19 protein-coding genes are annotated in these 16,870 nt (G+C 70.7%); 7 read left to right on the top strand and 12 right to left on the bottom strand.

Translation table 11 applies throughout. The features are described 5' to 3' along the window. Positions 1-2 precede the first annotated feature (2 nt). Positions 3-230 carry a DUF2530 domain-containing protein gene (locus ACFPLC_RS09720; protein ID WP_378194341.1) on the bottom strand — a complete coding sequence of 76 codons (228 nt, stop codon included), beginning with the start codon at positions 228-230 and terminating at the stop codon, positions 3-5. Between the two features lie 82 nt (positions 231-312). Between ACFPLC_RS09720 and ACFPLC_RS09715 the strand changes: the two genes are divergently transcribed. Beyond that, complete coding sequence (locus ACFPLC_RS09715) at positions 313-1,782, top strand: NCS2 family permease (RefSeq protein WP_378194338.1); 1,470 nt, start codon at positions 313-315, stop codon at positions 1,780-1,782. Here the strand turns inward: ACFPLC_RS09715 and ACFPLC_RS09710 are convergent, their stop codons facing one another. After that, entirely contained in the window at positions 1,783-2,361 is a 579-nt protein-coding gene (locus ACFPLC_RS09710; protein ID WP_378235783.1) for a hypothetical protein, read from the bottom strand. Positions 2,362-2,504: 143 nt separating this feature from the next. Between ACFPLC_RS09710 and ACFPLC_RS09705 the strand changes: the two genes are divergently transcribed. The 3 genes from ACFPLC_RS09705 to ACFPLC_RS09695 all read left to right on the top strand — a co-directional run bounded on the left by ACFPLC_RS09705 (position 2,505) and on the right by ACFPLC_RS09695 (position 4,842). Beyond that, positions 2,505-2,930 carry a hypothetical protein gene (locus tag ACFPLC_RS09705; RefSeq protein WP_378193896.1) on the top strand — a complete coding sequence of 142 codons (426 nt, stop codon included), beginning with the start codon at positions 2,505-2,507 and terminating at the stop codon, positions 2,928-2,930. A gap of 110 nt (positions 2,931-3,040) precedes the next feature. Continuing rightward, positions 3,041-3,472 carry a MarR family winged helix-turn-helix transcriptional regulator gene (locus ACFPLC_RS09700; protein WP_191306825.1) on the top strand — a complete coding sequence of 144 codons (432 nt, stop codon included), beginning with the start codon at positions 3,041-3,043 and terminating at the stop codon, positions 3,470-3,472. A 113-nt stretch (positions 3,473-3,585) separates the two neighbouring features. Then, positions 3,586-4,842, top strand: coding sequence for an MFS transporter (locus ACFPLC_RS09695; protein WP_378193893.1), 1,257 nt, complete (start codon positions 3,586-3,588; stop codon positions 4,840-4,842). Between the two features lie 127 nt (positions 4,843-4,969). On the opposite strand, the gene ACFPLC_RS09690 is transcribed toward ACFPLC_RS09695, so the two are convergent. The 6 genes from ACFPLC_RS09690 to ACFPLC_RS09665 all read right to left on the bottom strand — a co-directional run bounded on the left by ACFPLC_RS09690 (position 4,970) and on the right by ACFPLC_RS09665 (position 10,333). Further along, on the bottom strand, positions 4,970-5,491 hold the full coding sequence (locus ACFPLC_RS09690) for a hypothetical protein (protein WP_378193890.1): 522 nt from the start codon (positions 5,489-5,491) through the stop codon (positions 4,970-4,972). A gap of 230 nt (positions 5,492-5,721) precedes the next feature. Beyond that, positions 5,722-6,534 carry an arylamine N-acetyltransferase family protein gene (locus tag ACFPLC_RS09685; protein ID WP_378193887.1) on the bottom strand — a complete coding sequence of 271 codons (813 nt, stop codon included), beginning with the start codon at positions 6,532-6,534 and terminating at the stop codon, positions 5,722-5,724. A 106-nt stretch (positions 6,535-6,640) separates the two neighbouring features. Next, a complete protein-coding gene (locus tag ACFPLC_RS09680; protein ID WP_072476063.1) occupies positions 6,641-7,264 on the bottom strand; it encodes a superoxide dismutase in 624 nt (207 codons plus the stop codon). A gap of 189 nt (positions 7,265-7,453) precedes the next feature. After that, positions 7,454-8,113, bottom strand: coding sequence for a biliverdin-producing heme oxygenase (locus tag ACFPLC_RS09675; RefSeq protein ID WP_378193883.1), 660 nt, complete (start codon positions 8,111-8,113; stop codon positions 7,454-7,456). Between the two features lie 73 nt (positions 8,114-8,186). Then, a complete protein-coding gene (locus tag ACFPLC_RS09670) occupies positions 8,187-8,783 on the bottom strand; it encodes a TetR/AcrR family transcriptional regulator (RefSeq protein ID WP_378193880.1) in 597 nt (198 codons plus the stop codon). Between the two features lie 50 nt (positions 8,784-8,833). Further along, positions 8,834-10,333, bottom strand: coding sequence for a glutamate-cysteine ligase family protein (locus tag ACFPLC_RS09665; RefSeq protein WP_378193877.1), 1,500 nt, complete (start codon positions 10,331-10,333; stop codon positions 8,834-8,836). Between the two features lie 209 nt (positions 10,334-10,542). Between ACFPLC_RS09665 and ACFPLC_RS09660 the strand changes: the two genes are divergently transcribed. Further along, on the top strand, positions 10,543-11,349 hold the full coding sequence (locus tag ACFPLC_RS09660; protein ID WP_378193874.1) for a TrmH family RNA methyltransferase: 807 nt from the start codon (positions 10,543-10,545) through the stop codon (positions 11,347-11,349). Between the two features lie 31 nt (positions 11,350-11,380). Next, positions 11,381-11,992 (top strand): DUF2537 domain-containing protein, encoded by a 612-nt coding sequence (locus ACFPLC_RS09655; protein ID WP_378193871.1) that lies wholly within the window; start codon positions 11,381-11,383, stop codon positions 11,990-11,992. On the opposite strand, the gene ACFPLC_RS09650 is transcribed toward ACFPLC_RS09655, so the two are convergent. Beyond that, positions 11,932-13,440: a hypothetical protein gene (locus tag ACFPLC_RS09650; RefSeq protein WP_378193868.1), complete on the bottom strand. Its 1,509-nt coding sequence runs from the start codon at positions 13,438-13,440 to the stop codon at positions 11,932-11,934. The genes ACFPLC_RS09655 and ACFPLC_RS09650 overlap by 61 nt on opposite strands. A gap of 40 nt (positions 13,441-13,480) precedes the next feature. Between ACFPLC_RS09650 and ACFPLC_RS09645 the strand changes: the two genes are divergently transcribed. Continuing rightward, entirely contained in the window at positions 13,481-13,834 is a 354-nt protein-coding gene (locus ACFPLC_RS09645; protein WP_378193865.1) for an MmcQ/YjbR family DNA-binding protein, read from the top strand. On the opposite strand, the gene sepH is transcribed toward ACFPLC_RS09645, so the two are convergent. From sepH to ACFPLC_RS09630, 3 genes are all read right to left on the bottom strand, one after another. Beyond that, positions 13,831-14,676: a septation protein SepH gene (gene sepH, locus ACFPLC_RS09640; RefSeq protein WP_378193862.1), complete on the bottom strand. Its 846-nt coding sequence runs from the start codon at positions 14,674-14,676 to the stop codon at positions 13,831-13,833. The two genes, ACFPLC_RS09645 and sepH, sit on opposite strands and share 4 nt — an antisense overlap. Before the next feature lie 292 nt (positions 14,677-14,968). Next, positions 14,969-16,120 (bottom strand): ATP-binding protein, encoded by a 1,152-nt coding sequence (locus ACFPLC_RS09635; RefSeq protein WP_378193859.1) that lies wholly within the window; start codon positions 16,118-16,120, stop codon positions 14,969-14,971. Continuing rightward, on the bottom strand, positions 16,117-16,779 hold the full coding sequence (locus tag ACFPLC_RS09630) for a response regulator transcription factor (RefSeq protein ID WP_013230194.1): 663 nt from the start codon (positions 16,777-16,779) through the stop codon (positions 16,117-16,119). The genes ACFPLC_RS09635 and ACFPLC_RS09630 overlap by 4 nt, the downstream gene beginning before the upstream one ends. Positions 16,780-16,870: the final 91 nt, after the last annotated feature.

Genomic DNA, 16,870 nt, shown 5'->3' with positions numbered 1-16,870 from the left:
GCTCAAAGCCGCTGGGCCGACTTCGAACCCCGGCGGGCGGCGGCGCGCTGCCAGGCGATGATCGCCAGGCCGACGAAGCCGAGCGCGAGCCCGGACAGCGCCGTCTGCACCCACAGCCCCGAAGTCGTGAAGAAGAGCACCACCAGCGCGACAGCCCAGATCGAGGTGCCTACGATCACCACCGGCGTCAGGTCGGTCAGCTTCTTGGGCAGCTCCGGCGTGTGCCGCAACGAGCCCGTAACCTCCGGTGGATTGATCGGTTCACTCACGAGGTGCAGGGTACTCCGCAGCAGCGAGAGAATGGGCAGGCGAATGGCGGAGCAGGAGACGACCCGCACCGGGACGTCCACACTGGACCGGTTCTTCAAGATCACCGAGCGGGGGTCGACCGTGCCGCGCGAGCTGCGCGGCGGCCTGGTCACCTTCGTGACGATGGCCTACATCGTGGTGCTGAACCCGCTGATCATCGGCAGTTTCTCGGCCGACGACGCCGGCGCGCACAAGGACGTCCTCGGCGGCATCCTCCCGGTGCCGCAGGTCGCGGCGGTGACGGCGCTGGTCGCCGGTGTCATGACCATCCTCATGGGCCTGATCGCGAACTACCCGTTCGCCATCGCGACCGGCCTGGGCATCAACAGCCTGGTCGCGGTCACCATCGCCCCGCAGATGACCTGGCCCGAGGCGATGGGCCTGGTGGTCATCGAGGGCGTGATCATCGTGCTGCTCGTGCTCACCGGGTTCCGCACCGCGGTGTTCCGGGCCGTGCCGGCCGCGCTGAAGTCCGCGATCGCCGTCGGCATCGGCGTGTTCATCTGCCTGATCGGCCTGGTCGACGCCGGGTTCGTGCGACGGCTGCCGGACGCCGCCCACACCACCGTCCCGGTCGGCTTGGGCATCAACGGCTCGATCGCCTCCTGGCCGACCGCGGTGTTCGTCGTGGGCCTGCTGGTCACCGGCATCCTGGTCGTCCGCAAGGTCAAGGGCGCGATCCTGATCGGCGTGCTGACCTCGACCGTGCTGGCCATCGTCGTCGAGGCGATCGTCAAGGCCGGGCCGTCGCAGGGCACCAACCCGAAGGGCTGGAACCTCGGCTACCCGGCGCTGCCGGACCAGGTGCTCGGCCTGCCGAACCTCTCGCTCGTCGGCGACGTCTCGTTCGGCGCCTGGACGCGGCTGCCGATCATCACCGTCTGCCTGCTGGTGTTCACCCTGGTCCTCGCCGACTTCTTCGACGCGATGGGCACCATGACCGGCCTCGCGAAGGAGGCCGACCTGCTCCCGGAGGACGGCCAGCTGCCCAACGTCGGCAAGGCGCTGTTCGTCGAGGGCCTCGCGGGCGCGGCCGGCGGGTTCGGCTCGGCCACCTCGAACACGGTGTTCGTCGAGTCGGCTTCGGGCATCGCCGAAGGCGCGCGGACGGGCCTGGCGAACGTCGTCACCGGCGTGCTGTTCATCGCCGCGATGTTCCTGACGCCGCTGTACCAGGTGGTGCCGGTCGAGGCGGCCGCCCCGGCGCTGGTCGTGGTCGGCGCGATGCTCATGTCGCAGGTCCGCGACATCGACTTCACCGACTACTCGATCGCGCTGCCGGCGTTCCTGACCATCGTCGTCATGCCGTTCACGTACTCGATCGCGAACGGCATCGGCGCCGGGTTCGTCAGCTACGTCGTCATCCGCGCGGCCACCGGCAAGGCCCGCCAGGTGCACCCGCTGATGTGGGTGATCGCGCTGGCCTTCGTGGCGTACTTCGCGGTCGGGCCGATCCAGGCGGCCTTCCGGTGATCAACCGGCGCCGGTGACCCGCAGCGCCGCGTCGAGGACGCCCCGGTTGCGCTCGAACTCGGCGGGCGGCGCCTCGAACCGGATGGTGATGAGGCGGTCGCCGACGCCGAGGCCGACCACGGCGATCCGGCGCGGGCGCCCGTCGCGGGTGTCGGTGTAGTCCCACTCCGCGGCGTCGTAGTCGGCGACCGGGGCGTGTCCGACCACCGAGCCGCCGTGGCCGGCGGCCTTGGCCACGGCGCGCAGGCCGCTCACCGGATCCTCCTGCTCGAGCGCCACCCGGTCGGTCTCGAGCAGGAGGTCGCCGTGGCGGTAGCTCGCGCGCTCCTTGTCTTCGGTGACGGCCCAGCCGGTCGGGACGGGGATCTCGACGTCGAAGCCACCGGTCCCGCGGCCGTCCTCGGCCGGGAAGTCGTAGATCTGCTTGGTCTCCTGGTACGGCAGCGTGGTGGCCGTGGGCATCGTCGTCGGCGGCGGTGCGGCCGCCGGGGCGTCGTCACCGCCGCCCGCGAACTGCGCCACCACGACGGCGAGGGCCGCCGCGCCGACCACGGCCGAGCCCACCAGCTTCTTGTTCATCCCGCTCCCCAGTTCTCTCTGCGGGGAGGACGCGTGAACCGCGGCCAGGTTGCCGAAGTCCGCGGTGGGGGCGATTCGATCTTGCTACGCTCCCGATCATGGAGGTTACGGGGGTGGCCTCGCTGGATGTCCAAGGGGAACTGATGCGCAGTCGCGCTGTCTTCTCGGTCCGGAACCGCTCGGTTCAGCGGGTGCTCACCGCGGCGGTCGCGGCGACCGGGATCGCTTTCACGGTGCCCGCGGTGGCCGAAGCCGCCCCGGCCGGCGCGTGCTGGGCGGCCGGGTTCTACAAGACGGACCCGGCCGGGCGGCCGCACGAGGCGTTCTACTGCGAGAACGAGTCGCCGACGAAGGTCTACAGCAGTGCCGGCTACAGCGGCAGCTACGGCACCATGTACGGCACGCCGAGCTGGTACGCCTGCAAGACCGAAAACCAGTTCAACGGCGGCGGGCCGCACCCGTACCGCTGGCTCTACACCCAGGCCGACTCGCCGTCCGGCTGGTGGGGATTCGTGCCGGACAACCACATCATCAGCGAAACCGACACGGTGCCCAACTGCATCTGGTGATCGCGCGGCGACGGCCCCGGCCCCTGGTGGACCGGGGCCGTCGTGCTGTCCGGGGTGCCGATGACCAACATCACCCGGTCGGCCGGATATTCGTAAGGTATGCTAACTATATGTCCGGCGACACGCACGAACGCTCGTTGGCGAGCCGTCTGCGTCTCGCGGTGGTCCGGCTCAACCGCCGGCTGCGGGCACAGCGCGTCGGGGACGACCTCACGCTGACACAGGTCGCCGCGCTGTCCACCCTGCACAAGTGCGGTGCGCTGACCCCGGGGCAGCTCGCCGCGAAGGAAGGCGTCCAGCCACCTTCGATGACGAGGGTGATCGCCGCGCTCGAGGAGCTGGGGTTCGTCGAGCGGCGCCCGCACCCGACCGATGGCAGGCAAGCGATCGTCGAGTTGTCCGAGAGCGGGCTGGCCTACGTTCGCAAGGCCATCTCCGTGCGGGAGGCGTGGCTGGACCGGCAATTGGCGGAACTCGGCGACGAAGAGCGTGAAGTGCTCTCCAAAGCCGCCGAAATCATAGACAGGATGGCGGGGAACTAACCACGGTGACGGCCACGGGTAGCGAAACCAAACGTTCGATCCAGACCACTGCTACCCGGGAATCGGCCGCACCGCCGTCCGCGTCACCACCTTCCGCCCCGAAGCGCGGCAGCATGTTCGCCTCGCTGCGCGTCCGCAACTACCGGCTGTTCTTCACCGGCCAGGTCATCTCGAACATCGGCACCTGGATGCAGCGCATCGCCCAGGACTGGCTGGTGTTCACCCTCAGCGGCAACAACCCGATCGCGCTCGGTGTCGCGGTCGCGCTGCAGTTCACGCCGACGCTGTTCCTCTCGCTCTGGGCGGGCGTCCTCGCCGACCGCGTCGACAAGCGGCGGCTGCTCACCTGGATCCAGGGGGCGGCGTGCACGCAGGCGGCGATCCTCGGCGTGCTCGACCTGAGCGGGATCGCCGCGCTGTGGCACGTCTACTTCCTGTGCTTCACCCTCGGCGTGACGGCGGCGCTGGAAGTGCCGACGCGGCAGTCGTTCGTGGCCGAGATGGTGGGCCGCGACCAGGTCGCCAACGCCGTCGCGCTGAACTCGTCGATCTTCAACATGGCCCGGATCGTCGGCCCGGCGATCGCCGGGTTCGCGATCACCTGGATCGGCACCGGCTGGCTGTTCATCGCGAACGCGCTGAGCACGGTCGCGGTGATCACCGGGCTGGTCCTGATGAACCCGGACAAGCTGTTCCGCGTCGCGGCCGTGCCGCGCGAGAAGGGGCAGCTGGCCGAGGGCCTGCGGTACGTCCGGCGGCGGTCGGACCTGATGACGGTGATGGTCCTGGTGCTGTTCGTCAGCACGTTCGGCATCACGTACTTCAGCTCCCTCCCGATCGTCGCGGCGAACGTGTTCCACACCGCCGCCGACGGCTACGGCCTCCTCTCGACACTGGTCGCGGTCGGCACCTTCACCGGCGCGCTGATGTCCGCCCGCCGCGGCACCAAGGGGCGCCCGCGGGTCCGGCTGATGCTGGTTTCGGCCTTCTTCCTGGGCGTGTTCGAGCTGCTCACGGCGTTCATGCCGACGTACCTGACGTTCGGCCTCGGCCTGATCCCGCTCGGCTTCGCCACCATGACCTTCCTCAACACGGCGAACGCGCTGGTGCAGACGTCGGTCAGCCCGGAGATGCGCGGCCGGGTGATGGGCCTGTACGTGCTCGTGCTGATCGGGGGGAACCCGATCGGCGGGCCGATGGTCGGGTGGATGGCCCAGGAGTTCGGCGGGCGGTCTCCGTTCTACATCGGCGGGGCGGTTTCGGCCGTGGCCGCGGTGGTGTGCGCGGTGGTGCTGATCCGGCGGGGCGGGATTTCGTGGCCGGTGCGGCGGGGGCTGGGGTTGCGGGTGCTCAAGCGGGCCAAGGTTTGACCGGAGAGCGGTGATCTTGGCTGCTCGGGGAGAGGGCGGTATAGTGAGTTGGCACCCGCCAGTAGGCGGGCGAAGTGGACCCGGCAGCCTTCCGGACGGTGGGCGGGCCGGGTTTCGCGTTTTCGGCTCAAGCGAAGTTGACGGCCACGACGAAGTCCTTGGCGCGTGCCTTCCACGGCCCACCCCTTTGCCAGCACCAGGCGAAGGCATCCGGAATGGCCAGCAACGGCTCTTCGTGCGCGCGGTGGTGGCGGTATTCCAGAGCCGGGCAACCGTGCCGACGGGTCGCCCGGTAAAGAGCCCGGCGGTCGAGTTCCAGTACGGATTCGTCGGTTTCGAGGACGAGCATTCGTGCGCCGGTGGTCGCCAGATCGGCGATCAGGAGGTCGAGGCAAGCCTCTCGCTGACGCCTGCGGTGATGTGCGGAGCCGTCGTAGATCGTGACCGCGGGGTGCAGCTCGGCGATGACGTCGAGGATCTGCTTGCGTCGGTTGTCACTCTCGTGTGTGAAGTGCAATCGGCGCTGGCCGGGCAGGACCAAGCTGCGAACGGCCTGGCGGGCTCGGCCGAGGTCGTGGGGGAACACGGCCGCGGCGGTGACGAGGTAGCCACCACGCTTGCTCTCGTCGACGAACACATGAGCGGTCACGCGGACTATTGTGCCGTCGGGCGTGGACTGCTCGTGTTCGAGGTATCACGTCATGTAGTCCGAACACCTCTCACCCGTAAGAGTGAGATCGGAGTCTCCGCAGCCGAAGTCTTGCCCGCAGAGATGAGGTTAGGCTAACCTCATACATGTCCGCTTCGTGGTGGGAGCGGCAGTCAGTTCGGGAACGGACGGAGCCCCGGCCCTGGGAAAACCCCAGGCCGGGGCTTCGTTCACGTCAGGGCAGTGTCGGGCTGGCTCGCGCCGGCCGTCAAGGGACTCTCACCCGGCGGTACCGGCAGGCGCGTCATCGTCATCCCGAAGTACACGCGGTACGCCAGGCGGATCGCCTCGGGTGAAGGCAGCAGGACCTCGTTGCGGACGCCGTCGACCGTCTCGATCAGCTTGGCGCCCGACAGCGTGACGCGGCCCTGGGCCGTCGGGCGGGAGCAGGTCAGCGACTGCGTGAAGTGCGACTCCGGCGACGTCGTCTGCCACCAGGCCATCGGGATGAAGTCGGCCAGCGGGCGCGGGCGGCGCTCGAGGCGGTACTGCGGCTTGCCGTCCAGCAGGACGTCGACGTCGCCGTGCGGGGCGTCCAGGATCAGGAACTCGCCGTCCGGGTCGCGCTGGGCGTCCACGGCGGACAGCTGGAGCGGGTGCCGGGAGAACCGGCCGAACCCGACGTCCACCAGCCACTCCCCGGAATCCGAGGAGACGACGATCGCCGCGTGGTCCAGAGGCGGGCCGAGGGTGCCGTCCGCGCGGAACACCTGGGCCGCGTGCAGTGAAGCTTCGTACCCCAGTGACCGCAACAGGGCCGCGAACAAGCCGTTCAGCTCGTAGCAGAACCCGCCGCGGCGGCGGCCCACGATCTTGGCGAACAGCGCGTCCTCCTCGAGCACGACCGGCTCGCCGAGGTGGCTGCTCAGGTTCTCGAACGGCACCGCGGCCAGGTGGCGTTCCTGCAGGTGGCGCAGCGTCGCGAGGTCGGGCGCCGCCGGGCGGGCGACGCCGAGGCGGGCCAGGTACGCGTCGATGTCCATGCCGACCACTCAAACACCTCGACCGCGGTCGAGGTCAAGGCATTTTCACCCGGTGACGAAAACGGGGCCCTCCCGGAAGGGAGAGCCCCGTTCGACGAGAACGAACTCAGCCGAGCAGCAGGCCGTTGCCGCCCGCGACGGCGTTGTCGAAGCGCTTGCTGATCTCGGCCCAGTTGAAGATGTTCCACAGGGCCTTGACGTAGTCCGGCTTCACGTTCTTGTAGTCCAGGTAGAACGCGTGCTCCCAGACGTCGACCAGCAGGATCGGCACGGTCGGCAGGATCAGGTTGTTGTGGTGGTCGCGCAGCTGCTGGGTGATCAGCGTCTTGCCGATCGGGTCCCAGGACAGCGCGCCCCAGCCGTTGCCCTGGATCGTGGTCGAGACGGCGGTGAACTGCGCCTTGAACTTGTCGAAGGAGCCGAACGCCTCGTCGATCGCCGCGGCCAGCTCGCCGGTCGGCTTGTCGCCGCCTTCCGGCGACAGGATCTTCCACCACACGACGTGGTTGGCGTGGCCGGCCAGGTTGAAGGCCAGCGTGGTCTCCAGGCCGACGATCGAGCCGAAGTCGTTCGCTTCGCGGGCGGCTTCGAGCTTCTCGAGCGTGTCGTTCGCGCCCTTGACGTAGGTCGCGTGGTGCTTGCTGTGGTGCAGCTCGTTGATCTCACCGGAGATGTGCGGCGCGAGGGCGCCGTAGTCGTAGTCGAGATCGGGCAGCTCGTAGCGGGCCATTGGCCCTCCTTCTGTCTTCGACACAAGTTTCCGGTACCGAACCTAGTAGCACACGCCCCTCCGCGGCGAGCGGGGGCATGTCGTGATCACCGCCTGGGATGACCGGTTCGTGGGTGGCGTACCCGAGGGTCCGCCGCCCGAAACCGAGCCTGCAACCTGGACTTAACTGGAGGTCAACGGCCTGTGAGATCAGGCACGGAACTCGTCCAGCCGCGACGCCAGCTCGTCGAAGACGGCGACGTTGCACTCGAACGCCACCACTGTCTCGTCGATCACGCGGGCGCGCTCGGCCTCGTCCCAGGGCGCATTGTCCAGCTTTGCCCGGTAGGCATCCCGGAAGCGGGGCGCGCTGCCGATGCCGTCGAAGTGGTAGAAGAGCGTGCCCGCCTCGGCGACGTCGTACGTCTTCTCCAGCAGCCGCCGGATCGCCTGGCCGCCGGCGATGTCGCCCAGGTAGCGCGTGTAGTGGTGGGCGACGTACCCGCCGGCCCACGCGGACGCTTCCTCGATCCGTGCGACGTAAGCGCGGGTGGAGGCCAGCGGCGTGATCGTCGAACGCCAGTCCGGCCCGACCAGGTGGGCCAGGTCGCGCTCCAGGTTCGGCAGCCGCCGCAGCTCGTCGAAGACGAACTCGCCGCCGACGCGGTCGCCCGCCATCCGATCGCTCGCCGCCTCGATGGCGCCGTAGATGAAGTAGTACTGGATCGCGAGCCGGGTGTAGCCCTCCTGCGTCAGCTCGCCGCCGAGCAGGGCGCGCATGTACGTCGAGTAGTTCGCCTTTTCGTGGACTTCGAGGGTCGACGCGCGCAAGGTCGCCGAGAACGGGCGGGCGTCCGTGGTCACCGACATGGGCAGGCCTCCCGGCGATCGATCTGACACGCTGTCAGAAAGATCGTAGGGCATGAATCGGACTTAGGCCACCCTAAATCGCGGCGCCGACCGCGCGCAGGACGAACCGCACCGCCGCCTCGACGACGTCTTCCAGCTGGTCGGCGGGCCCTTCGACCAGCGTCCGGTTGCCCAGCGCCGCGGTGATCATCGGGATCAGCACGTCCGGGTCCTCGGCCGGCCAGCGGCCCAGGTCCACCCCGCCGGCGAGGATGGCGCGCAGGCGGTCGGTGATCGGGTCGGCGTGCGCGCTGATCCGCCGGTACGCCGCCGGAGCCAGTGCCGACGCCAGCGCCGTGCCCGGCGGCATGTGGTACTCGCTCAGCACGCGCAGCTGCAACCGGACGAACGTGGCCAGCTGCTCGACCGGATCGGCCTGGGCCTCGACGGCTTCGGTGAGCCGCGTGACGTACCGGGCCGCTTCGTCCTCGACGAACGCGACGAGCAGGCTCTCCTTGTCCGGGAAGTGGTTGTACAGCGCGGTTCGGCCCACCCCGGCCGCCGACGCCACGCCGGCGAGCGTGATGGCGTCGAAGCCGCGTTCGTAGAGCTGCGCGCGCAGGACGTCGAAGACCCGGGCCCGCACCTCGCGCCGGTGTGCCTCCAGCGACTCACCGAGAATCTTCGGCATTCGCACAGGCTAACGCGTGTGGCACTTTCATAGGGAAAGTGCCACTTCGGTCAATCGGCCACCGGCCACGTGTGCACCGGTTCGCCCGCCTCGGACAGCTCCAGGTAGCGCCCCAGCATCAGGCTCAGCGCCGCCTCGCGGTCCAGCCCGCGTTCCTGCGCGCGCAGGACGTAGTCGCGCTGCCAGGTCGCGCCCGTCCGCCGCGCCAGGCAGCGGCGCTCGATGATCCCGAGGTAGCGCTCCCGGGCCTCGTCGGAGACGTCCGAGGCGCGCAGGCCCTCGTGGGCCAGTGGCAGCAGCACGCGCAGCGCCAGCTCGTCCGGCGGGATCCAGCCGATGCCCGGCCAGTACAGCTGCCCGTCGAAGCCCCGCCGCGCGCCCGCGTAAAGGTTCTCCTCGGCCGCCTGGAACGACATCTGGCTCCACACCGGGCGCTCGGCCTCGGCCAGCGCGCGCTGGGCGCCGTAGAAAAAGGCCGCGTTCGCCACCGTGTCGACCACCGTCGGCCCGGCCGGCAGCACGCGGTTCTCCACGCGCAGGTGCGGCAGGCCGTCGACGACGTCGTACACCGGGCGGTTCCAGCGCCAGATCGTCCCGTTGTGCATGCGCAGCTCGGTGAGCTTCGGCGCCTGCCCCGCGTCGAGCGCCTCGATCGGGTCTTCGGCGTCGGTTTCCGGGAGCAGGCCGGGGAAGTAGCGGACGTTCTCCTCGAACAGGTCGAAGATCGACGTGATCCAGCGCTCGCCGAACCACACCCGCGGCCGCACCCCCTGGTTCTTCAGCTCCTCCGGCCGGGTGTCGGTCGCCTGCAGGAAGAGCGGGATGCGCGTCTCGTGCCAGAGCGCCTTGCCGAGCAGGAACGGCGAATTCGACGCGAGCGCGATCTGCAGCCCGGCCAGGCACTGCGCCGCGTTCCAGTGCGCGGCGAACTCCTCGGGCGCGACCTGCAGGTGCAGCTGCACGCTGGTGCACGCGGCTTCGGGCAGGATCGACTCCGCGTAGCTGCGCAGGCGCTCGGGCTGCTGACCCGGCAGCGCCGAGCCTTCCATCGCGAGCACCGTGCGCTCGCCTCGCGCGGCGAAGATCTGGTCGTTCAGCGTGGAGTACCGGGTCTTGTTGGTGAGCCACTTCTGGTCGAAGTGCTCGTGCTTCAGCGTCGGCAGGATGCCGATCATCGCCAGCGACGAGCCGGTGTCGCGCGCCTTGGTCGCCGCGGTGTCGAGGTACGCGCGGAGGTCGTCTTCGAGCTGGAGCGCGGAATCGCCGGCCAGCGGCCGCGGCGGGACGTTCAGCTCGATGTTGTGCTGGCCCAGCTCGGTGGTGAACGAGGGGTCGTCGAGCGCCTCCAGCACCGCGGTGTTCGTCATCGACGGGCGCAGTTCGCGGTCGACGAGGTTCAGCTCCACTTCGAGGCCAATGTTCTTGCGGGGGAACGAGAAACTGCCGTCGGTGAGCATCCGGGCCAGCGTGTCCAGACAACGCTGCACCTTGCGGCGGTACCTCCCTCGGTCCAGCGTGTTGAACGACTGAGCCTCGAGGTCCATCCCCATGACCATCCCTGTTTCTGTCGGCGTGGACTAGGACGTGTTTCAGGCCCCGGCGGACAACCGTTACACAGGCGATGCAGCCGGGCTAGCGGCCAAACTGGTGCTCTCCGTCACGGGCGGTTAACCGAAAGCAAAATGGCCCCGTTCGTACCACCGGGCGGTGGACGTTCGGACCAGTCGGGCGCCCGGCAAGCGGATGACAGACTGGGCGGATGGGCGTGATCCACATCGACCACTCCGGCGATCCCCGCGTCGACGATTTCCGCGACCTGTCCACTGCGGACCGTCGCCCCGACCGGCCCGGCGGGCGCGGGCTCGTCATCGCCGAAGGCACTGTCGTGGTGTCCCGGCTGCTGGCGTCCCGCTACCCGGTACGGGCGCTGCTGGGGGTGCGGCGGCGGTTCGACGAGCTGGCCGGAGACCTGGCCGGGCTCGAGGTGCCGCAGTACGTCACGTCCGCGGAGATCATGGCCGAAGTCGTCGGATTCCACCTCAACCGCGGGATCCTCGCCGTCGCCGACCGGCCGGCGCCGCTGACGGTTCCCGAGGTCGTCGGCGGCACCGGTCCGATCGCCGTGCTGGAAGGCGTCGGCGACCACGAAAACCTCGGCGCGCTCTTCCGCAACGCCGCCGCGCTCGGCGTCGGCGGCGTGCTGCTCGGCCCGGGTTGCTCGGACCCGCTGTACCGGCGCAGCGTGCGCGTGTCGATGGGGCACGTGCTGCGCGTGCCGTTCGGGCACCTGACGGACTGGCCGGGCGGGCTCGACGACCTGCGGGCGCGCGGGTTCGCCGTCGCGGCGTTCACCCCGCGACCGGGGTCGATCCCGCTGTCCGCGCTGCGCGAGCACGCGCCGGGGCGGGTGGCGTTGCTCTTCGGAGCCGAAGGTCCCGGGCTGACCGAAACGGCGCTCGCGGCGGCTGATCATGCCGTCCGGATACCCATGCCGGCCGGAGTCGATTCACTGAACATCGCCACGGCCGCCGCCGTTGCCTTCTACGAACTGGCCCGGGGCGGCTAAAGTTCTGTTCTCCGAGGCGGGAAGGGGCACCATGGAGCTGCGGATCCGCGGCGAGCGCGCCGTGCTGGCCGGCCCGGGCGGGGAGCACGCGCGCGAGGTGGACCCGCACAAGCTCGCGATCGGTGCCGACCTGGCCCAGGCCCTGCACGAGTGGGCGCGCGTGGCGTCCGCGGTCACCGCCGATCCGGGGGCGGAGGCGGGCGCGGTGGTCTCGCAGCGCGGCCGTCAGCTGGCCGGCCGGCTGGCATCGGTGATGGGCACGGCCGTGCGGTTCGTGGATCCGGTGACCGGGGCGGACACGGTCGTCGAGCCGCCGCCACCGTCCGCCGAACCCGGCCACCGGTTCGTCCGCGCGGTGCTCGGCCCGCCCGGCCCGCCGGGCGAGCCGACGCCGTGGCTGACCGGGCTGACCGTCTCGGCGTTCATCGCGGCCGTGGTCGTGGTGGCCATGCTGGCGCTGGCTTCGACGCTGGCCCGCGAAACCAGCGGCTGGCTCGCGCTGGTCGCCTCGGTGATCGTGACGGCCGGGATCACGCCGTCGCTGTGGCTGATCCGCCGCACCCCGATCCTGCGCTGGGCCGCCTACGGCGCCGCCGGCGGGGTCGTGATCGCGTGGATCGGCGTGCTGGTCATCGCGTTCTGAGGCAGCCGGGCGTACGTGACGAGCGCGCCCTGCGCCTGAGTTGCCGTCTGGCTGCGGAAGAAATAGCCGTGGAACGCGGCGATCTGGCGGACCAGTTCGGCGGAGACGTCGAACTGGCCGGAGAAGAACGTCACGCTGGCGCTTCCGTCGAACTCGCCGGCCAGCCAGCCGACGCGTGCCGAGCGGGGAAAGATCCGGAGCACCCACAACAGCGGCGGCACGCCGAGGGCGGTGAGGCCGAAGCCGATCGCGAAGATCCGCTGCTCGCCGGTGAACAACGCCGTGACGGCGCCGCCGCCGAAGCAGAGCACGGCCCACACGGCGGGGACGAGGAAGCCGGCGAACGACATCCGGAACTTCCGCGCCGGCACCGGCGAACGGCCGCGCAGCAGCAGGATCCGGTCGGTGCTGTCGGCGAACTCCGCGACGGGGTGCAGCCCTTCGCCGCCGGCGATCTCGGCGATCCGGGCCGGCGTCAGCTTCGCGTGGCGGACGCTCACCCACAGCTCGGCACGGCCGTCGAGGTGGTTGCGCAGCCACTGCTCCCGGTCCGGTGATCCCGGCTGGACCTCGAAGGACGGCGCGACCTCGAAGGACGGCGGGACCCGGGGCGCCGGCGTGCCGAAAACCAGGCCGGGGCGAGTCTTCCGGAACAGCAGGTCGAGGTGGTTGCGGGTCACGTCGCACGGACCGGCGGAGAAATAGCCGTACAGCGAAGCGACTTCGCCGAGCAGTTCGGGGGACACCGAAGGCGGCGGCAGCACGATCGCCTGGGGTCTGCCGTCGAACGGCTCGTCGAGCCACGGCATCCGCGGTGACCGGCCGGCGAGCCCGCGGACGAGGAACGGTGCCGACACCGCGGCGATCAGGAAGACCGGGATCAGCAGGATCGGCCACTTCTGCTCGGCGCCGGCCGCGAACCAGGTGCCCACGGCGATTCCGGCGATGCCGAGAACCGCGGCCAGGCTCTGGACCGTGTCCAGGCCGAGCCGGCGTCCGGCCGTGCGGGGCCGCAATTCCTCGTCGGGCAGCCCGGTGCGCCGCAGCAGGAGGAGCCGGTCGGTCGCGTCGGCGGCTTCGGCGACCACGGTCATCCCGGCCGCCGCCGCGGCGTTGCCGATATCGTCGCGGCCGAGCCGCAGCCGCCGCGAACTCGCCCAGAACTGCTCCTGTCCGTGGAGCAGCTTCGCGAGCCGGCGGCGGTCCGCGTCCGTGCCCGGCCCGCGGTCGAACGGCGGCGGGAAGAGCCCGGGTGCGAACTCGAACCGCAGGGATCCCGCCCGTTCCGGCGCGGTTTCGCGGTAGCGGCGGGAGTGCGCGGCCTGCCGGACGGTCGCCGGATCGAGGCCCCACTGCGCGGGCACCACCTCCACCACCGGGGCGCCACCGAACGCGCGGTACCTCAGCTCGGCGAAGCGGACGAGCCACGCCTGCTGGTCACCCTGCATGATCGATCCCTCCCTCAGCGTGACATCGTAGCCTGAGGGGATGGAGCAGCTGGACGCTTTGCGAAAAGTGTGCCTGGCCCTGCCGGAGGCGACGGAACGGCTGAGCCACGGGTCACCGGCGTGGTTCGTGCGCGGCAAGAAGACCTTCGTGATGTTCGCCGACGACCACCACGGCGACGGCAGGCTCGCCTTCTGGTGCCCGGCGCCGCCGGGTGCGCAGGAGGAACTGGTGCGCACCGAGCCGGAGCGGTTCTTCCGGCCGGCGTACGTCGGGCACCGCGGGTGGCTGGGGGTGCGCCTGGACGTCGACGTCGACTGGGGCGAGGTCGACCGGATCGTGCGCGAGGCCTACCGGCTGGTGGCGCCGAAGACGCTCGCCGCGCTGGTGGACTAGCCGCGCTGCGAGCGGACCCCGAGCAGCACGTCCTCCCAGGACGGCACGATGGGGTGGTTCTTCTTGGCCTTCGGCCGCGGCTCCGGCACCGCCGCGTCCTCGTCCGGATCCGCCGGCACGCGGGGGATCTCGCGGGTGTCGTCGTCCGGGTCCGGCTCGGCCGACGGCAGCTGGGCGCGCTCGGGTTCCGCCGAATCCAGCGTCGGCTGGAACGACGTTTCCCGGGCCGGCTCGAGGGCGCGGACCGTGCGCGGGGCGCGGTAGGCGTTGGGGTCGAGCAGGACCTCGGCGTTCTCGTCCAGCGCCGTCACCGTGCCGCCGTGCGCACCCGGCGAGAACGCCCAGTGCGCGCGGTTGTCCGACCGGCCGGCCTTCCAGCGGAGCACGACGACCCAGCGGCCGTCGTCGCCCTTCCAGGAGTCCCAGGTGGCCTGCGAGTAGTCGTGGCCGCGGACGCCGAAGCTGTACGCGACGACCTCGCCGAGCGTCTGCACGTCGGGGCCGTCCTCGCGGACCGGGTGGGCGCTCTGCGCCAGCTCGGCGGTCCGGGACCGCTCGAGCAGCACCGGGTAGGCGTAGCGCTCGACGCGCTGCGTCGAGACGCCGGCGCTCGCGGCGACCTGCTCGACGGACTCGCCGGCCCGGATGCGCTGCTGGATCTCGCGTGGCCGCATCTGGCTCTCCAACTCGATTTCGATCTGGCCGAGGCGGGTGATGTCACCCCGCGCCGCCGCGCGCAGTCGCTCATCAGCCGGGAGCAGGAAACGAGTACGGCTCGCCGGGTCTTCGAGCACGATGGACTTCCCGTCCTCGTGCAGTCCGACCACTCGCAGCGCCCGCATTGTTCTCGCCTCCCCGATCTTCTTCACCGTTGTGGGTGCCCACGTTAGAACGGCGCGTCGGCTTGACGTGCGAGGCGCGCCGAGTCCGCACGGAACTGCCCCACTGTTCATTTTGTGTACAGGCATCGTCGCTCACGCCGGTCAGCGGCAAAGGGGTGACACGCCGGACACGCAAAGTCACGATCGAGTGGATCAAGGGGACGGCCCGGCGCGGTCAGGCCGCAGTGAATGACTCATTCCTGACGCCAGACGCCAGGAATGAGTCATTCACTGCGCCGGGGCGGGGCGGGGCTCAAGCGGGCGCCAGCCGGACCGTCACGGCCAGGCCGCCGCGCCGCCCCGGCTGGGCCTCGGCGCGGCCGCCGTGGGCCTGGGCCACCGAGCGGACGATCGACAACCCCAGCCCCGCGTTGCGCGTGTCGCCCGTCCGCTCCGCCCCGCCCAGCCGCCGGAACGGCTCGAACAGCGTCGGCACCGCCTCCGGCGGCACCACCGGCCCCGAGTTCCGCACTTCCAGCGCCGGGTCGCCGCGCACCTCGACGTACACCCAGCCGCCCGTGGTGTTGTACGTGATCGCGTTGACCACCAGGTTCGTCACCAGCCGCTCCAGCAGCACCGGGTCGCCCGCCACCGTCCGCGGCCGCAGCCGCGTCTCGACCGCCACCCCGGCCGCTTCGGCCTGGGCCGCGGTGGCCCGGACGACCGCCGCGGCGACCTCGTCGAGGCGCACCGGCGTGCGGGCGTGCAGCCCGCGGTCGCTGCGGGCCAGCACCAGCAGGCCCTCGATCATCCGCTCGCTGCGTTCGTTGGTGTGGAGCAGGTGCGTGCCGAGCTTCTTGAGCTCCGCCGGGACGTCGGGGTCGGCCATCGCCACCTCGATCAGCGTCCGTTGCACCGCCAGCGGGGTCCGGAGCTCGTGGGACGCGTTCGCGACGAACCGCTTCTGGCTGTCGAACGACTCCGCGAGCCGGTCGAGCATGCCGTCGAACGTGTCCGCCAGCTCCTTCAGCTCGTCCGGCGGTCCTTCGAGGTTGATCCGCCGGTCGAGCTTGCCCGCCTCCAGCCGTCGCGCGGCCGAGGTGATGTCGTGCAGGGGCTGCAGCGCGCGACCCGCCATCAGCCAGCCGAACAACACCGCCAGCGCCGCCGTGACCACCAGCGCGATCGCCGAGCCGACCACCAGCGTCGACAGCGTGGAGGAGCGGTACTCGTCGAGCGAGCCGCTGAGCAGCTGCACCGCGGCGCCCGGGGACGGGAGGGCCGTGCGGGCCGCGACGCCGAAGGTGACGTCCGCGGAGCCGACCGTCGTCAGCGCGGCCCGGGTGGGGTCCGGCAGCGTGCTCTGCACCAGCAGGTAGTTGATGACGACCAGGACCAGCCCGGCCAGCAGGAACAGCGCGCCGTACCAGGCCGTCAGCTTGGTCCGGACGGAAAACCCGGTCACGGCGTGCCGAACCGGTAGCCGGCGCCCGGCACGGTCTCGATCACCGGCGGGTCACCCAGCTTGCGCCGCAACGTCATCACCGCGACGCGCACGGCGTTGGTGAACGGGTCCGCGTGCTCGTCCCACGCCTTCTCCAGCAGGTCTTCGGCACTGACCACGGTGCCCTCCGCCCGCATGAGCACCTCCAGCACGGCGAACTCCTTCGGCGAGAGCAGCAGGAACCGGCCGTCGCGGGCGGCCTGGTGCCGCGGCAGGTCGAGCACGACGCCGTCGCGTTCCAGCACCGGCGGCAACGCCGGCCGCGCGCGCCGCGACAGCGCCTGCACCCGGGCGACGAGCTCGGCGAACGCGAACGGCTTCGTCAGGTAGTCGTCGGCGCCGAGGCCGAGGCCGGCGACCCGGTCGGTGACGTCGGCGGCCGCGGTCAGCATCAGCACCCGCGCCTCGCCGCCCGCACGGACCACGGCCGCGCAGACGTCGTCGCCGTGCACCTTCGGCAGGTCGCGGTCGAGCACCACGACGTCGTAGCCGTGCACGCCGACGCGTTCCATGGCCTGTTCGCCGTCGTAGCAGACGTCGACGGCCATCGAGAAGCGCCGCAGCCCTTCCGCGACCGAGTCGGCCAGCAACCGCTCGTCCTCCACCACCAGCACCCGCACCGGCCCAGTCTGCGCAGGGAGGCCATAAGGACCGCATAAGCGACGTCGCTTAGCGCGCCCGAACCACCCGATCCGTAGACCTGGTTCCCCA

It is taken from the genome of Amycolatopsis plumensis, assembly GCF_042652605.1.
GTDB classification, from domain to species: domain Bacteria; phylum Actinomycetota; class Actinomycetes; order Mycobacteriales; family Pseudonocardiaceae; genus Amycolatopsis; species Amycolatopsis plumensis.
This window is presented reverse-complemented; position numbering and strand designations above follow the sequence as displayed.

Excerpts from the sequence above, each read along its gene's own strand:
- ACFPLC_RS09660 (WP_378193874.1), top strand. The coding sequence starts at position 10,543 with ATGGGCGTGATCCACATCGACCACTCCGGCGATCCCCGCGTCGACGAT.
- ACFPLC_RS09710 (WP_378235783.1), bottom strand. The coding sequence starts at position 2,361 with ATGAACAAGAAGCTGGTGGGCTCGGCCGTGGTCGGCGCGGCGGCCCTC.
- ACFPLC_RS09705 (WP_378193896.1), top strand. The coding sequence starts at position 2,505 with ATGCGCAGTCGCGCTGTCTTCTCGGTCCGGAACCGCTCGGTTCAGCGG.
- ACFPLC_RS09685 (WP_378193887.1), bottom strand. The coding sequence starts at position 6,534 with ATGGACATCGACGCGTACCTGGCCCGCCTCGGCGTCGCCCGCCCGGCG.
- sepH (WP_378193862.1), bottom strand. The coding sequence starts at position 14,676 with ATGCGGGCGCTGCGAGTGGTCGGACTGCACGAGGACGGGAAGTCCATC.
- ACFPLC_RS09670 (WP_378193880.1), bottom strand. The coding sequence starts at position 8,783 with ATGCCGAAGATTCTCGGTGAGTCGCTGGAGGCACACCGGCGCGAGGTG.
- ACFPLC_RS09650 (WP_378193868.1), bottom strand. The coding sequence starts at position 13,440 with ATGCAGGGTGACCAGCAGGCGTGGCTCGTCCGCTTCGCCGAGCTGAGG.
- ACFPLC_RS09715 (WP_378194338.1), top strand. The coding sequence starts at position 313 with ATGGCGGAGCAGGAGACGACCCGCACCGGGACGTCCACACTGGACCGG.
- ACFPLC_RS09655 (WP_378193871.1), top strand. The coding sequence starts at position 11,381 with ATGGAGCTGCGGATCCGCGGCGAGCGCGCCGTGCTGGCCGGCCCGGGC.
- ACFPLC_RS09680 (WP_072476063.1), bottom strand. The coding sequence starts at position 7,264 with ATGGCCCGCTACGAGCTGCCCGATCTCGACTACGACTACGGCGCCCTC.
- ACFPLC_RS09665 (WP_378193877.1), bottom strand. The coding sequence starts at position 10,333 with ATGGGGATGGACCTCGAGGCTCAGTCGTTCAACACGCTGGACCGAGGG.
- ACFPLC_RS09675 (WP_378193883.1), bottom strand. The coding sequence starts at position 8,113 with ATGTCGGTGACCACGGACGCCCGCCCGTTCTCGGCGACCTTGCGCGCG.
- ACFPLC_RS09695 (WP_378193893.1), top strand. The coding sequence starts at position 3,586 with ATGTTCGCCTCGCTGCGCGTCCGCAACTACCGGCTGTTCTTCACCGGC.
- ACFPLC_RS09645 (WP_378193865.1), top strand. The coding sequence starts at position 13,481 with ATGGAGCAGCTGGACGCTTTGCGAAAAGTGTGCCTGGCCCTGCCGGAG.
- ACFPLC_RS09700 (WP_191306825.1), top strand. The coding sequence starts at position 3,041 with ATGTCCGGCGACACGCACGAACGCTCGTTGGCGAGCCGTCTGCGTCTC.